The organism is Microbacterium enclense, assembly GCF_004022425.1.
GTDB classification, from domain to species: domain Bacteria; phylum Actinomycetota; class Actinomycetes; order Actinomycetales; family Microbacteriaceae; genus Microbacterium; species Microbacterium enclense_A.
Window position 1 is genome coordinate 23,786 of the sequence record NZ_RBZY01000035.1, and the last position, 14,674, is coordinate 38,459.

At 70.4% G+C, this 14,674-nt stretch carries 14 protein-coding genes; 6 read left to right on the top strand and 8 right to left on the bottom strand.

The window, feature by feature from the left end; all coding sequences use genetic code 11:
- Nucleotides 1–110: 110 nt before the first annotated feature.
- The 7 genes from mnhG to D8Y23_RS10640 all read right to left on the bottom strand — a co-directional run bounded on the left by mnhG (nucleotide 111) and on the right by D8Y23_RS10640 (nucleotide 7,598).
- On the bottom strand, nucleotides 111–491 hold the full coding sequence (gene mnhG / locus D8Y23_RS10610) for a monovalent cation/H(+) antiporter subunit G (RefSeq protein ID WP_205797025.1): 381 nt from the start codon (nucleotides 489–491) through the stop codon (nucleotides 111–113).
- The gene (locus tag D8Y23_RS10615) at nucleotides 488–754 is read right to left on the bottom strand and encodes a monovalent cation/H+ antiporter complex subunit F (protein WP_128218112.1); all 267 of its coding nucleotides are present in this window, start codon (nucleotides 752–754) and stop codon (nucleotides 488–490) included. Before D8Y23_RS10615 ends, mnhG begins: the two co-directional genes overlap by 4 nt.
- A complete protein-coding gene (locus tag D8Y23_RS10620) occupies nucleotides 751–1,365 on the bottom strand; it encodes a Na+/H+ antiporter subunit E (protein ID WP_128218113.1) in 615 nt (204 codons plus the stop codon). The genes D8Y23_RS10615 and D8Y23_RS10620 overlap by 4 nt, the downstream gene beginning before the upstream one ends.
- Nucleotides 1,362–2,918 (bottom strand): Na+/H+ antiporter subunit D, encoded by a 1,557-nt coding sequence (locus D8Y23_RS10625; RefSeq protein ID WP_128218114.1) that lies wholly within the window; start codon nucleotides 2,916–2,918, stop codon nucleotides 1,362–1,364. Before D8Y23_RS10625 ends, D8Y23_RS10620 begins: the two co-directional genes overlap by 4 nt.
- Nucleotides 2,915–3,520, bottom strand: a complete 606-nt coding sequence (locus D8Y23_RS10630) for a Na(+)/H(+) antiporter subunit C (RefSeq protein ID WP_128218115.1) — start codon at nucleotides 3,518–3,520, stop codon at nucleotides 2,915–2,917. The genes D8Y23_RS10625 and D8Y23_RS10630 overlap by 4 nt, the downstream gene beginning before the upstream one ends.
- On the bottom strand, nucleotides 3,517–6,453 hold the full coding sequence (locus tag D8Y23_RS10635) for a Na+/H+ antiporter subunit A (protein WP_128218116.1): 2,937 nt from the start codon (nucleotides 6,451–6,453) through the stop codon (nucleotides 3,517–3,519). Before D8Y23_RS10635 ends, D8Y23_RS10630 begins: the two co-directional genes overlap by 4 nt.
- Before the next feature lie 95 nt (nucleotides 6,454–6,548).
- Nucleotides 6,549–7,598 carry a LacI family DNA-binding transcriptional regulator gene (locus D8Y23_RS10640; protein WP_128218117.1) on the bottom strand — a complete coding sequence of 350 codons (1,050 nt, stop codon included), beginning with the start codon at nucleotides 7,596–7,598 and terminating at the stop codon, nucleotides 6,549–6,551.
- A gap of 78 nt (nucleotides 7,599–7,676) precedes the next feature.
- Here D8Y23_RS10640 and D8Y23_RS10645 point away from each other — a divergent pair, with 78 nt between their 5' ends.
- From D8Y23_RS10645 to D8Y23_RS10665, 5 genes are all read left to right on the top strand, one after another.
- The gene (locus D8Y23_RS10645; protein ID WP_128218118.1) at nucleotides 7,677–8,918 is read left to right on the top strand and encodes an MFS transporter; all 1,242 of its coding nucleotides are present in this window, start codon (nucleotides 7,677–7,679) and stop codon (nucleotides 8,916–8,918) included.
- A gap of 9 nt (nucleotides 8,919–8,927) precedes the next feature.
- Complete coding sequence (nucS, locus tag D8Y23_RS10650; protein ID WP_128218119.1) at nucleotides 8,928–9,623, top strand: endonuclease NucS; 696 nt, start codon at nucleotides 8,928–8,930, stop codon at nucleotides 9,621–9,623.
- Nucleotides 9,624–9,785: 162 nt separating this feature from the next.
- On the top strand, nucleotides 9,786–10,487 hold the full coding sequence (locus tag D8Y23_RS10655) for an HAD hydrolase-like protein (protein WP_128218120.1): 702 nt from the start codon (nucleotides 9,786–9,788) through the stop codon (nucleotides 10,485–10,487).
- Complete coding sequence (locus D8Y23_RS16825; RefSeq protein WP_164878211.1) at nucleotides 10,480–11,643, top strand: hypothetical protein; 1,164 nt, start codon at nucleotides 10,480–10,482, stop codon at nucleotides 11,641–11,643. Before D8Y23_RS10655 ends, D8Y23_RS16825 begins: the two co-directional genes overlap by 8 nt.
- Nucleotides 11,644–11,676: 33 nt before the next feature.
- The gene (locus D8Y23_RS10665) at nucleotides 11,677–13,740 is read left to right on the top strand and encodes a bifunctional lysylphosphatidylglycerol flippase/synthetase MprF (RefSeq protein ID WP_128218121.1); all 2,064 of its coding nucleotides are present in this window, start codon (nucleotides 11,677–11,679) and stop codon (nucleotides 13,738–13,740) included.
- A 13-nt stretch (nucleotides 13,741–13,753) separates the two neighbouring features.
- On the opposite strand, the gene D8Y23_RS10670 is transcribed toward D8Y23_RS10665, so the two are convergent.
- On the bottom strand, nucleotides 13,754–13,960 hold the full coding sequence (locus D8Y23_RS10670; protein WP_128218122.1) for a cold-shock protein: 207 nt from the start codon (nucleotides 13,958–13,960) through the stop codon (nucleotides 13,754–13,756).
- A 294-nt stretch (nucleotides 13,961–14,254) separates the two neighbouring features.
- Here D8Y23_RS10670 and D8Y23_RS10675 point away from each other — a divergent pair.
- A partial coding sequence (locus D8Y23_RS10675) for a GntR family transcriptional regulator (protein WP_164878212.1) occupies nucleotides 14,255–14,674 on the top strand: 420 nt, incomplete at its 3' end.

Sequence of the window (14,674 nt, forward strand, 5' to 3'; positions counted from 1 at the left end):
CGCCGCCATCGATAAACGCTGTTCCTCCTCAGAAACGCTGTGTCGCGGCGTTTCTGAGGAGGAACAGCGTTCATCACTGCGAGGGATGCCGCGCCGCAGCCCCGCGGGCGTCAGCTCTCGGGGCGCGACGGGGCGGCGATCGAGCCGCCCTCCTCCGTGCGGTGCTGCAGGTCGTCGACGTAGAGGCCTGCTTCGTCCATCGTGCGATTGCGGTAGGCGGCGCGGCCGACCATGTGCGCGGCGAGCGGCGCCGTGGCGAACTGGATGAGGACGATCGGGATGCCGAAAGCCAGGGCCTCCCACGAGCGGAGGGTCAACTCCACGGCGATGACGATGAGCAGCACACCGAGCACCTGCGGCTTCGTCGCCGCGTGGAGGCGGGAGGGCACATCGGGCCAGCGCACAAGCCCGATCGTCGCCGTCAGGCAGAGCACCGCACCGATCAGGACGAGCACGAGCGCGACGACGTCGAGGACCGACTCCAGGGTCATCGGGGGTTCTCCTTCCGTGCGACGAACCGCGCGACGGCGATCGATCCGAACACGCCGACGGCGGCGATGATGAGCATCACGGGCAGGGAGCGGGTGTGATGGTTGATGACCATGTCCGCCCCGAGGATGCAGACGACCTCGGTCGGCAGGACGTCGGCCGCCACGGCGCGGTCGAGGATGGACGGCCCGATCACGAGTCGGATGAGCGCCAGCACCGCGGCGACGGCGAAGACGATCAGGATGACGACGACGAGGGCGGTCATAGCGGAGTCCGTCCGTCGCGGGGCGAGGCGGCCCCGAGGTGGGCGTGGGCGTCGGATTCGGCGATCTGCCGCCGGAGATCGGCGAGCTGCTCGCGCGAGCCGACGGCACGCGTGATGCGAGCCTCCCAGCCGAGCACCACGCGGCGCTGATGTTCGGCATCCTCGTCGCTGCGGATTCCGATCGTGTGGAGGAACAGCGTGCGGCCCTCGCGGTCGACGTCGACGATGAGCGAGCCCGGGATGAGGGATGCCGTGACCGCCGTGTGCGCCATGATGACGTCGTCGTCGACGCGCAGCGGGACCGCGATGATCGCCGCCCCGGGGGCGCGACGGAAATCGAGCACCTGCCACGCGACGACGAGCGAGCCGCGGACGACGGCGGCGAGGAACGTGACCACGAAGACGAACCCGTACCAGAGGTTCAAACGGCCGGACAGATCGACGGGCGGCAGCCGGAACACGCGGGTCACGAACACGGCCGCGCCGACGCCCGTGAGGAACGCCAGCCAGGTCAGCTGCCCCCACAACAGCATCCACAGGGCGACGAGGATGAAGAAGAAGGGCAGTTGCTGCACGAAGAAGCCGATCTGCGACCGGCGGTCCGGACTCACTCTTCGGCCCCCTCTCCCTGCAGCTGCACGAGGGTGATGCCCTCGGCGATCCGCTCGCCGGCGCGGAGGCAGACGTCGAGGAGCGGACCGGCGAACACGGTCAGCGCGATCGTGACGGCCACCATTCCCGCGGTCGCGGCGGTCATGATCCGCGGGATCGTCCGACGTTCGGTCGAGATCGCGGCGGCGGGCGCGTTGCCGAGGTAGGCGATGCGCTCCATCGTCTCCGCGGAGTCGTTCTCCTCGCGCCAGAACGACAGGTTCCACGCCCGCATCAGCGCGTAGAGCGTCAGGATCGAGGTCGCGATGCCGCCGACGATCAGCACCATCATCACCGGCGTCCCCACCCGCGCCGCGGCGTCGAACAGCGCGTACTTGCCGATGAAGCCCGAGAACGGCGGGAGTCCGCCGAGGTTGATGGCCGGGATGAAGTAGAGCACGGCCAGCACCGGGGCGGCCCGCATGAGCCCCTTGACCTTGAGGATGGACGTGCTCCCCGCGCGCCGCTCGATGAGGCCCACCGCGAGGAACAGGGTCGTCTGCACGATGATGTGGTGGACGATGTAGTAGATCGTCGCCCCCACGGCCAGCGGCGTGTTGATGGCGAGGCCGAAGACCATGTATCCGACGTGGCTCACGAGGGTGAACGACAGGATGCGTTTGAGTTCGGCCTGCGCGACGGCGCCCAGGATGCCGACGATCATCGTCGCGAGCGCGACCATCATCAGCAGGAAATTCAGGTCGTTGTCGACGAACAGCTGCGTCTCCGTGCGGATGATCGCGTAGACACCGACCTTGGTCAGCAGACCCGCGAACACCGCGGTGACGGGCGCCGGGGCGGTCGGATAGGAGTCGGGCAGCCAGAACGACAGCGGGAAGACGGCGGCCTTGATCGCGAACGCCAGGAGCAGCATGAGATGCAGGATCGTCTGGATGTCCTGCGGGAGCTGGGCCATCCGTTCACTGATCTGCACCATGTTCACCGTGCCGAGCGCGCCGTAGACCATCGCGATCGCGGCGAGGAACAGGATCGACGACACCAGCGAGACGACGATGTAGACGACGCCCGTGCGGATGCGCGACTCGGTGCTCCCGAGAGTGATGAGGACGTACGAGGCGACCAGCAGGATCTCGAAGCCGACGTAGAGGTTGAAGAGGTCGCCGGCGATGAAGGCGTTGAAGATGCCCGCGCCGAGGATGAGGTATGCCGGGTAGAAGATCGAGACCGGAGTGTCCTGGTCGTTGTCGGCGGCACCCTGGCCGATCGAGAACAGCAGGACCGCGAGCAGCACGACGCTCGTGACCATCACCAGGAGCGCGGCGAGCACGTCGACGTACAGGACGATCCCCAGCGGGATGTCCCACCCGGCGATGGCGACGGCCATGGGCCCGGTCGTGTCGACCACGACGAGCAGCACCGCCGCGAGCACCGTGACGGTCGTCAGCGAGATGACCGACACCGCGATCTGGATACGCCGACGACGGCCGAAGATCAGGTTGACGGCGGCACCGAACAGCGGGATGCCGACGAGCAGGGGAACCAGGGCGCTCACGCGCGATCACCGTCTTCCGGGTCTCGGGTGCCGCCCTCGGATCCCTCGGGACTCCGGGTGTCGCCCTGCGGCCGGTCGCGGCCCACCGCCACGCGGTCGACCGGCGCGTCGTCGACGAGGTGCGAGAGGTCGCCCTGCTGCAGGACGCGGATCGGCGAGACCACGTCGCCGACGAAGTCCGTCGTGACATCGTCGTCATCGGAGCGGGACTCTTCGTCCATGGCATCCTCGGGCTCGGATGCCGTGCGCTCGCGGATCGCGATGTCTTCGGCGTCGTCGACGACCGTGTCGGCCTGACCGAGCTGCCAGGACCGGTAGATGAGGGCCAGGAGGAACGCCGAGATGCCGAACGTGATGACGATCGCGGTGAGCGCGAGCGCCTGCGGCAGGGCATCGGACATCTCTGCCGGGTCGGTTCGTCCGTCGTCGTAGAAGGGGGCGAGGCGCGGTTGCCCCATGACGATGAGCAGCAGCAGGTTGGCGGCATTGCCCAGCAGCAGGAACCCGATGAGGACGCGCGTGAGGCTGCGCTCGAGCATGGCGTACACGCCGCAGGCGAAGAGCACCGCCATGACGATGATGAGAACGAGGGAGACGCTCACGGCACGGTCACCGCCTCGGTGTCGACGGCGTCCTTGGACTGCCGGTCGACCTCGGCCCCGAGGCTGCGGAGCACGTCGAGGACGAGACCGATCACCACGAGGTACACGCCGACGTCGAAGATCGTGCTGGTGACGAACTCCCAGTGGCCGATGAGCGGCAGATCGCCCTCGAACGTGAAGCTCTGCAGCGGCGCGAACCCGAAGAACAGCGGCACGATCGCGCACAGCACCGCAACGGCCATGCCGGCACCGAGCAGGCGTCCGGCGTCGGTCGGGGCGGCGGCACCGAGCTCCCACCGTCCTCCCGCGATGTAGCGCATCACGAGTCCCATGCCCGCGACGAGACCGCCGGCGAACCCGCCGCCCGGGAGGTTGTGACCGGCGAAGAGCAGGTAGATCGAGATGAGCATGATCGCGTGGAACAGCACGCGGATGATGATCTCCATCATGATCGAGCGGTTCTCGGGCTGCACTTTCGCCCCCGAGACGAGCCACGCCCGCGGCGCATCGGATTCTCCCGCCCGCTGCGCGCGGACACCGCTGTCGGTCTCGACCAGGGGGCGGCGACGGCCGAGGCCCACACGGCTGCGCGACGTTCCCGAGCTCCGGCGCGAGAGGTTGTCGCTGCGGTCGGTGATGAAGACGAGGGATGCCACGCCGGTGGCGGCCAGGATGAGCACCGACAGTTCGCCCATCGTGTCCCATCCGCGAAGGTCGACGAGTGCGACGTTGACGACGTTGCGGCCGTGCCCGATCTCGTAGGCCAGGGGGGGCCACTCCAGCGAGATCGGCGGGTCCTGCCGCGCGCCGGTGGCGACGATGGCGACGAGGGCCATCGTGAGTCCGACGCCGACGCCGAGCGCGGCGCGGGCGAGCGGGGCGACCGACGCGTTGTGCTCTCCCATCCGGGCCGGGAGACGCCGGAGCACGAGCGCGAACGCGACGAGGGTGATGGTCTCGATGAGCACCTGTGTCAGCGCGAGGTCGGGGGCTCCGCTCGTGGCGAAGAGCACCACCATGCCGAGCCCGGTCACCGACACGAGGGCGACACCGGTGAAGCGCTTCGGCGCGCGGACGGCCAGGATTCCGGCGGCGATCATGATGGGCGCCGAGATGAGCTGCGCGGGCGAATGCCACGCGTCCAGCTGCGCGCGCCACTCGTCGGAGGCCAGGAGGGCGGTCCCCTCGGCCACGACGAGGACGACGAAGATCGTGCCGACGTAGAACGGGAGCGATCCCCGCTGGAAACGGGCCGTCGTCCACTCGGACGTCCGATCGATCCCGCGCAGGACGACGTTGTAGGCGTCGTTCGCCGTGAAGGGCAGCAGACGCTTGCGCGTGTGCAGCTGCGTGCGTCGGACCAGCCAGAAGATGCCCGCGCCCAGCGCGAGCGTCCCCAGCGAGAGGAAAAGCGCCGGCTCCAGACCGTGCCACAGCGCGAGATGGTAGGGGTACTCGGGCACGGGCACGCCCGCGGTGGCCTCCGGCACGGTGTCGGCGTACGGCGCGAGCCACACGTCGACGATCGGTGCGAGGAATCCGAGCACGAGCGAGGCGCCGCCCAGGAGCACCGGCGACGCGAGGAAGCCGATGGGCGGGTCGGGCCACTCGGTGCGCTCGACGGACCGCTTGGTCCAGAAGGCTCCCCAGAGGAACCGGATGCCGTAGGCCGCCGTCAGGGCGGAGCCGGCGACGACGCCCACGAGCGCGACGATCCCCCATCCCGCGCCCGCGGTGGCCTCGTGCCACAGCGCGGTGAGCGCGGTCTCCTTGGCGACGAAGCCGAGGGTCGGGATGACGCCGGCCATCGACGCGATCGCGAGGAACGCCGCCGTCGCCATGACGGGCGCCTGCCGGCCGACGCCCGAGAGTTCGCCGATGTCGCGTGTGGACAGCTGGCGGTCGATGACACCCACGATGAGGAAGAGGCACGACTTGAACAGCGCGTGGCTGAGGAGCAGCGCGACGCCCGCGAGGGCGGCATCGCGTGTTCCGTACCCGAGCATGACGGTGAGGAAGCCGAGCTGACTGACCGTGCCGAAGGCGAGGATGCGCTTCAGGTCGCGTTCGCGCAGGGCTTGGAATCCTCCGAGCAGCATCGTGAACACCCCCAACGCGATGAGCGTGGGACGCCAGAACGGGGTGTCGGCGAAACCGGGGGCCAGGCGCGCGATCAGGTAGATGCCCGCCTTCACCATGGCGGCGGCGTGGAGGTAGGCGCTCACCGGGGTCGGGGCGGCCATCGCGCCGGGGAGCCAGAAGTGGAAGGGGAAGATGGCCGACTTGCTGAGGGCACCGACGAGCAGGAGGAGCACCGCGACGTCGACGACCGGGCTGACGACCGGGGGATCGGCGAGGATCGCCGACAGGCTGGTCGTCTCCGCCTGTACGACCAGGAGCACGACGCCGATCAGCATGACGAGGCCGCCGAGCGTCGTCACGAGCAGTGCCTGCAGAGCGGCGCGGCGGCTCGCCGCGCGACCGTGGTAGTAGCCGATGAGCAGGTAGGACAGAACGCTCGTGATCTCCCACAGCATGACCAGCACGACGATGTCGTCGGTCAGCACGAGACCGTACATCGCGCCCGCGAACGCGAGGAGGACGGCCGAGAATTGCCCCACGCCCTGCGTCTTGCCGCGGAAGTACCAGCGGCAGTAGAGCATGACGAGCGCTCCGACACCGGTCACGACCAGCGTCAGCAGCCACCCCAGGACGTCCATCCGCATCGAGAGCGAGACTCCGAGACCCGGGATCCAGGCGTATTCCTCGAAGGGAATGTCGCCCGCGAAGACGGACGGCGCGAGCACGATGGCGTGCGCGAACGCGGCGACGGGCAGGAGCGCGGCGACGAAGAAGGCGCGGGCGCCGATCTTGGCCACGAGGAAGGGCAGCACGAGCGGAACGAGAGCGAACGCACCGAGGATCGCCAACACGATAGGGCCTCCTCGGGGTCGACGGGCTGATGCCCGGGCTCTCGGGGTGTCCGGTCTATTCTACCGGGAGCATTCGTCCTCCCGTGCGGCGAACCTCACGAGCGATGCGGGGGCGCGGTCGTCGTACCCTCCCGGAACGCGCACGTGAGGTCGAGGCCGGCGGGCGTTTCGTCCTCCAGCATCGCCGCCACCGCCTCGCCGGCAGCACGGCCTTTCGCCGTGGCCGGCTGCACGAGGGTCGTGAGTACGTGCGGCGCGAGGCCGTCGACGACGACGCCGTCGAAGCCGGTCACGCTGACGTCGTGCGGCACCTGAAGACCCGCCTCCTCGGCGGCACGGATGACACCGGCGGCGAGCAGATCGCTCTGCGCGATCACGGCGGTGGGACGACGTGAGGGGTCGGCGAAGATCGTGCGGCCGGCGATGGCCCCCTCGTCGATCGAACTGTTCGCGGCGGCGAGCGCCGGCGCCTCGGGGAACACCTGACGCGCACCGGCCAGACGGTCTGCGGTGATGTCGACGCGGATCGCAGCGTCAGCGGGAATCCATCCCCGGCGCCGCTCGACGTCGGTCGGCAGGGTGACGATCACGACGTCGGTGTGCCCGAGATCGGCGAGATGCCGAGCCGCCTGACGCTGAGCCTCGACGTTGTCGAGCAGCACGCGCGGGATTCCCTCACCGGCATCCCCTTCGATGACCACGACCGGGATGCCACGCCCCCGCACGACCTCGAGGGAATCGGCCATGCGCGGGCTGCACCCGATCAGCACGGCCGCGTCGATAGGGGCGGTGTGCAGCGACGGCTCACTGATCGTCACGCCGTCGTCGCGCAGAAGGAGGAGCGCTGCCCCGAGTCGGGACACGCCGTCGGCGAGGCCGTCCATCATGTGGGTCGTCACGGGGTCGAGGAAGGCCGTTCCGAGGTGCTGGTCGAAGACGACCCCGACGATGCCCGAGCGTCCGCGCCGCAGCGAAGCCGCACGCGGGTCGGGTCCGGTGTAGCCGAGCTTCTCGGCTGCGGCGAGGACGCGGGCCCGGGTCGCGTCGGACGTCGGCGTCTTGCCGCTGAAGACGACCGAGGCCGTCGAGGCGGAGACGCCCGCCTCACGGGCGACGTCGCTGATGGTCGCGCGGCGCGTGCTCACCGCCTGATCGTACCTCCCGGCGCGCTTGGCGCTCGAATCGATTCGATCCGCGGGGCGTTTCGTGGTTACTGTTGCCGCATGGAACACACGCTCACCCGTTCGCGTCTCGTGCGCTGGTACGTCGCGATCTGCGCGATCTTCCTCGCGAGCGGGCTGAGCATCTCGACGTGGGCCTCCCGTGTACCGGCCATCCGCGAGTCGCTCGGCATCGAGAACTCGGGCGTCGGCCTGCTTCTGCTCGGGATGGGCGTGGCATCCATCATCGGACTCACGGTCGCGCCCGCGATCATGGCGCGGCTCGGGGCACGCCGGGGGATGCTCATCGCCCTGCTGCTCGTCGCGGTCGGCGTCGTGATCATCGGCCTGGGGTCCGACACCCTGCAGCTGTTCGGCGTCGCCCTCGTCGGCCTCGCGCTGTTCGGGTTCGGCAACGGATCGGTCGACGTCATGATGAACGTCGAGGGCGCGGCGCTCGAGAAGGCGACCGGCCGCACGGTGATGCCGCTGCTGCACGCCTTCTTCAGCTTCGGCACCGTGATCGGCGCCGGCATCGGCTTCCTCGCCGTCCGCGGTGGCGTGGGCGTCGTGGCGCACTGCGTCGCCATGGGGATCGTCATCGCCGTGGTGGCCTTCGCCGCGATCGCGAACGTGCCCGCGCGCGAGATCGCGATGGACGCCCCGGCCGCCGAGGAGCGCGCGCACTGGCGCGAACGCCTCGCCGGCTCGCTCGCCGCCTGGCGCGAACCCCGCACCTACACGCTCGGCGTCATCATGCTCGGCATGGCCTTCGCCGAGGGCAGCGCGAACGATTGGCTGCCGTCGGCCGTCGTGTTCGGCCACGGCGCGCCCGAGGAGGCGGGCCCCGCCGTGCTGGCGGTGTTCTCGGTCGCGATGACCGCGGGACGGCTCGTCGGCGGCCCCGTCGTGGATCGGTTCGGTCGCGTGTGGGTGCTGCGCATCCTCGCCGTCACCGCCGCCGCGGGCCTGCTCCTGTTCATCGTCGCGCCGTTCGGACCCCTCGTGTTCATCGGTGCCGCCCTCTGGGGCCTGGGCGCCTCGCTCGGATTCCCGATCGGCATGTCCGCCGCCGCCGACGACCCCGCCAAGGCGGCCTCCCGGGTCGCCGCGGCGGCCACCATCGGGTACGTCGCGTTCCTGTGCGGTCCCCCGATCCTCGGCTGGATCGGCGACCACATCGGGCTGCTCAACACCCTGTTCATCGTGGTCGGCCTGATCGTGGCATCCGGACTCTTCTCCGGAGCCGCGAAGCCCCTCGTCGTCGCGGAGCCCGAGGCCGAGAAGGCCTCTCAGCGCGATTAGGCTCGTCGGGTGCGTCTCGTCATCGCCCGCTGCTCGGTCGACTACACCGGTCGACTGACCGCCCACCTGCCCCTCGCCACGCGTCTGCTCGTGCACAAGGGCGATGGGTCGTTGCTCGTGCACTCCGACGGCGGCTCGTACAAGCCCCTGAACTGGATGAGCCCGCCCTGCACGCTGACGGTCGAAGAGCCGGACGAGGATGCCGCGAGCGTCGGTGTCACGCAGCAGTGGCGTGTGACGCACAAGAAGTCCGGCGATGCACTGGTCGTGAAGATCTACGAGGTCATCCACGACACGTCGCACGACCTCGGCGTCGACCCCGGCCTCATCAAGGACGGCGTCGAAGCCGACCTCCAGCGGCTGCTGGCCGAGCAGGTCTCGGTGGTGGGCGAGGGCCTGAAGCTCGTCCGCCGCGAGTACCCGACGGCGATCGGCCCCGTCGACCTGCTGCTGCGCGATGACAACGGCGGCACGGTCGCGATCGAGGTCAAGCGCCGCGGCGACATCGACGGTGTCGAACAGCTCACGCGCTACCTCGAGCTTCTCAACCGCGATCCGCTCCTGGCACCGGTGACCGGGGTGTTCGCCGCGCAGGAGATCAAGCCGCAGGCCCGAGTGCTCGCCACGGATCGCGGCATCCGCTGCCTCACCCTCGACTACGACGAGATGAAGGGCATCGAGTCGGGGGCTCGGCGGCTGTTCTGAGCCACTGCCCGCGTCGCTCGGGGCGAAGAGCGGAGGAGAAACGGGGAGCGGAGGATGCCACGTGGCATCCGGGTCCTCCCCTCGCTGAAGGTTGTCCCCTCCCTGGCGTCCCTGCCGGCGAGCGCGCGGCCCGCACCCGACGCGGCCGGTAGCGTGGAGCCCATGCCCGTGCGCTCCCCCTGGTCGTGCGTCCTCTGGGACGTCGACGGAACCCTCGTCGATGCATCCGAGGGCATCCTCCGCCGCCTCACCGCCACCCTCGAGCACTTCGGGCACAGGCCGCCCACCCGCGGCGAGCTGTCGCACTGGATCGGACCGCCGATGTTCGAGTCCTTCCAGGTCAACGTCGGCATGACGCCCGACCAGGCGACCGAGGCCGTCACCTTCTACCGCGCGCTCAACAAGAACGAGGGCTACACCGGCAGCGCGCAGCTGTACCCCGGTGTCGCCGACATCGTGCACGACCTGCACGCCGCCGGCGTCCCCCAATCGACCGCGAGCTCGAAGCCCGAGGTGCAGGTCGTCGCGCTCATGGATCACTTCGGCCTGGCATCCGACCTCGAGGCGACGGTCGGGGCAAGCCCCGACGAACGCACCCTCAGCGCGAAGTCCGACATCGTGCGCGAAGCACTGCGTCGTCTGGAGGTCCGCGGCTACGACACCTCGCGCCCCGTCCTCATCGGTGATCGGCACCACGACGTCGAGGGTGGGGCGGATGCCGGTGTGCCGGTGATCTTCGTCCGCTGGGGCTTCAGCTGGCCGCACGAGGCGGACGGCGCCCAGGCCGCCGTCGACACGGCGGACGAACTCCGCGCGCTCCTGCTCGTGTCGGACGACGACCCCGGTTCCTTCCGCGGTGTCTGACCTCCCCTGGGCGCTACCGACGTCCATCGCTCTTCTCGCGGCACTGGTGGTCGCCGCGGTCGTCGTGATCGTTGTGCGGGCGCAACGCCGGTCCCCGCGCGCCGCCGTCGCCGCGGCGAACGCTCGCACCGCCGCGGAAGAGGCGCTGCTGCGACTCGACGATGCGGCGACCGCGCTCGACGCGGCGTTCGACGCGGCCGACGCCGACGACGCGCCCACCGACCTCCGGCGCGGGCGAGCGGCGGCGCTCCGCGGACGCGACCGCGGCTTCGTCGAGGTCGCGGCACTGGCGACCTCGACGAGGCTCCCCGCGCAGCGTCGGTCCGACGCCGTCCGGCTCCGGGACGACCTCGAGCGGCGGATCACCGCCGTGAACGCGACGCAGGAGCGCTTCTCCGAGTGGACGCGCACACATGGCACCCCCGCTTCGCGAACCGCCGCGGCCCGTGCGCGGCGTGAGGAGATCGCCCGCACGTCCGGTGATCCCGCCCGACTCGTGACCGAGGCCCGGCCGCGGTTCGACGACGGGGAGTGGACGGATGCCGACCGCGCCGACCGTGAAGCCCGTGCGGCGCTCGCGCGCGCAGACGCGGCGCTGGACGGCCAGGACGCGGATGCCAAGGTGCTCGAGGCATCCATCGCTCTTCGGCGGGCCGAGCGCCTCTTCCGCGCGGTCGAGGACGCGCACCGCTTCGTTCTGCAGGCCTCGGAGAACGCCGCCGCGGAGGTCGCTGCCGCACAGGCGGAGATCGCGGCGGCTCTCGAGATCGCCGCCGACCGCCCCACCGAGGTCGCGCCCGACGCCGCCGAGCGGCTGCGCGCCGCTGCCGCCGACCTCCGCTCCACGGCGGAGCGCCGACCGCGCGCGGCGATCGAGGTCGTCGCCCGCGTGCGCGAGACCCGCGACGAGGTGCTCGGCGAGGTGCCGAGCGCGCGGCGGCGGCTCGAGGCCGCGCGCGCCGCATTGCCCGGAACCCTCGCGTGTGCGCGTGCGGCCGTCGCCGCGGCCGAGGCCTTCGCGGACGCGCCAACCATCGAGGATCGCTTGCGCCTCGACGCGGCACGCCGCGAACTGGCGGCCGCGCGTTCCGCACAGGACGCGTTCCAGGCGCTCGCCTCGGCGCGTGCTGCGTGGCACGCGGTCACCAAGGGCTGAGGTCCCGAGCCGGCCCCCGATATGGTGAGCGGCATGGGGCAGCCCGTCACCGTCCGTCGCGTCGCCGACATCGCCCGCCGTCTCCCGGCCACCGCGGCGCTTCTGCTCGTCCTGCTCGCCGTGGGCGTGGCATCCACGGGACTCTGGACACCGTTCGCGACGTCGCCCTTGCACGACACCGTGGCCTACGGTCTTCCCGCCCTCGAGGCCGGCCGGTGGTGGACGCCGCTCACCGGAACGTTCTTCGTCTCGACGCCGTGGCTGTACGCCCCGATCATGGTGGGGCTGAGCGGCATGGGCTACCTCGAGTTCCGCCGCGGATCGCGCGTCGCCCTCTCCTACTTCGCGGGTGGGCAGCTCGGCGCCGTGCTGATCTCCTCTGCGCTGCTGTGGCCGGCCGCCCTCCTTCCCTGGCCGTGGGCACAGGAGCAGGCCGGAGCGCTCGACGTCGGCCCGTCGCCCGGGGTGATTGCGTGCCTGGCGGCGGCCGTGTCGCTGCTCCCGTCGCCCTGGCGTCTGCGGGCGTGGACCGTCCTGATCGCGGTCCTCTCGGTGACGTTCCTCTACTGGGGCTCGCTGAACGACCTCGAGCACCTCATCGCCGTCGCGATCGTGCTGGTCGTCGATCGGTCGCTTCGGCCGCAGAGGGTGCCGGTGCGGGAACAGCGCCTCATCGCCTTCGTCGCCGTCTGCGGTCTGGGCGCCATCGACATCCTGACCTACCTCAGCCCCACCACCGGACCGTTCGGCAGCTCCGACCCGGTCTCCGGTTCGTGGGTGGACGTGGCCGTCAACACGGTCATCGTGCTGACGGTGGCGAACGGCATCCGGCGGGGACGCCGGTGGGCGTGGGTGCTGCTGGTGCTGTACGGCATCCTCAACGCCCTCCTGTTGCTCGCGGTCGGGCTGCTGGTGCTGATCGTCGGTCTCGGCGGGGTCGAGGGATCCCTCGATCTGGACCTCACCATCAGCCTGGCGTCGTCGGCGACCTGGGTCGTCGCCCTCGTGTACCTCGTGCTCGTGCGGGCTGCCTTCCGCGCGCGTCCGAAGGCTGCTCTCGGCGACGCCCCCGCACCGAGTGTCGACGAGGTCGAGGCGGAGCTGCGCGCGACGGGCGGGGGCACCCTGTCCTGGATGACGACGTGGGAGGGGATGTCGTACGCCCGGTTCGGGCGCGGGATCGTCGCCTTCCAGCGGCGGTCGGGGGTCGCGCTCGCGCTCGGCGACCCGCTCGGCCCGGACGAGGCACGCGCCGCGACCGTTCGAGCCTTCATCGAGCGCGCCGAGAACGCCGGTCTCGCGCCGTGCTTCTTCAGCGCGGGTGAGCAGACACGCGCCGCCGTTCCCGAGGGGTGGCGCAGCATCGTCGTCGCCGACGACACGATCGTCGACCTTGCGGGGCTGCAGTTCACCGGCAAGGCGTGGGGCGCCGTCCGCACGTCACTGAATCGCGCCGAGCGCGAGGGGATGACGTTCCGCCTCTCCCGCCTCGCCGACGAGACGTGGGGCGTTCGTCAGCAGCTCCGGTCCATCTCCGAGAGCTGGGTCGGAGACAAGGGCCTGCCCGAGATGGGCTTCACCCTCGGAACCCTGCACGAGGCGGCCGACCCCGAAGTGCGCATCGCGCTGGCCGTCTCCCCCGCCGGTGACGTCGACGGTTTCCTGTCGTGGCTGCCGATCTGCGGCGACGGGCGGGTGCGGGGATGGACGCTCGACCTCATGCGCCGCCGCGACGGCGGGTTCGGCCCGGTGATGGAGTTCCTGATCGGATCATCGGCTCAGCACTTCTCGGCGGAGGGCGCGGACGTGCTGTCGCTCTCGGGTGCCCCGCTCGCACACGAATACCCCGTGGATGCCGGTGCGATCGCCGATCTGCAACAGCGCATGGCCGCCCTGCTCGAGCCCGTGTACGGGTTCGCGTCGCTGCACCGGTTCAAGCAGAAGTTCCACCCGCGCTACGAGACCATGTACCTGCTCTACCGGGACGAGGCCGACCTCACCCGCATCGGAGCCGCGCTCACACGCGCATTCCTTCCCCACGCGACGCTGCGGCAGTTCGCGGCCGCGGGTCTCGACCTGGTGCGGCCCGGGAAGTGAGCGTCGCGACGGGTCAGAGCGGGCGGATGTTCTCCGCCTGCAGGCCCTTGGGCCCCTGGGCGACGTCGAACTCGACACGCTGGTTCTCTTCGAGCGAGCGGTAGCCGCCCGCCTGGATCGCGCTGTAGTGGGCGAAGACGTCCTGGCCGCCGTCATCGGGAGCGATGAAGCCGAAACCCTTCTCCGAGTTGAACCACTTGACCGTGCCCTGCGTGCTCATCGACGTGCCATTCCCCGCTCGCGCCGACGCCGAGCGCGCCGGTCTGTGCCCACGGTAACGGCAGGGACCCCGGCGGCGCACGGGCTCGTGACACAAACGTTGCCTTAAGCCCATACGACGCCCGGGCTGAGCAGAAGCTCGAAGCCCGGGCGTCGACGGATCCCCCCGGATATGTCACGCGAGGCGTGACGGCGATAACTGTACCGCCGCGCACGTCGTTCGCGCGACACGAAAGCTGAGAATTCTTCACATATGACGGTGATCTGTGATAACCGGCCGTCATAGAATCCGCTTGTGGACGAGCGGCGTCAGCCTTCTGCCCTCGTCGATGAGGCGTACGCAGCCCTCGGCGAGGCGATCGTCGACGGCCGCCTCCGGCCCGGTGACCGTCTGCGCGACGTCGAGCTCGCGGCGTACATGGGCATTTCGCGCACCCCCGTGCGCGAGGCGTTGCAGCGTCTCGCCGCGATCCGCCTGGTGGAGATCGCGCCCCATCGCTTCACCCGCGTGACCACTCCTACCGAGCAGGAGATGGCGGACATGCGCGATTACGCGGTCCACATGATCGCCATGACGATGCACCTCGCCCTGCCGCGGTGCTCCGACGCCGACATCGCCGAGGGGGCGGAGCGGTTCCGCGCCGTCGCGGACGCCGCGCGTGCCCACTCATCGCCGGAGTACGTCGACGCCGGCTTCGCCCTTCTCGCTCACTTC

Coding starts and splice junctions, on each gene's coding strand:
- mnhG (WP_205797025.1), bottom strand. CDS start 491: ATGACCCTGGAGTCGGTCCTCGACGTCGTCGCGCTCGTGCTCGTCCTG.
- D8Y23_RS10615 (WP_128218112.1), bottom strand. CDS start 754: ATGACCGCCCTCGTCGTCGTCATCCTGATCGTCTTCGCCGTCGCCGCG.
- D8Y23_RS10645 (WP_128218118.1), top strand. CDS start 7,677: ATGGAACACACGCTCACCCGTTCGCGTCTCGTGCGCTGGTACGTCGCG.
- D8Y23_RS10655 (WP_128218120.1), top strand. CDS start 9,786: ATGCCCGTGCGCTCCCCCTGGTCGTGCGTCCTCTGGGACGTCGACGGA.
- D8Y23_RS10665 (WP_128218121.1), top strand. CDS start 11,677: ATGGGGCAGCCCGTCACCGTCCGTCGCGTCGCCGACATCGCCCGCCGT.
- D8Y23_RS10670 (WP_128218122.1), bottom strand. CDS start 13,960: ATGAGCACGCAGGGCACGGTCAAGTGGTTCAACTCGGAGAAGGGTTTC.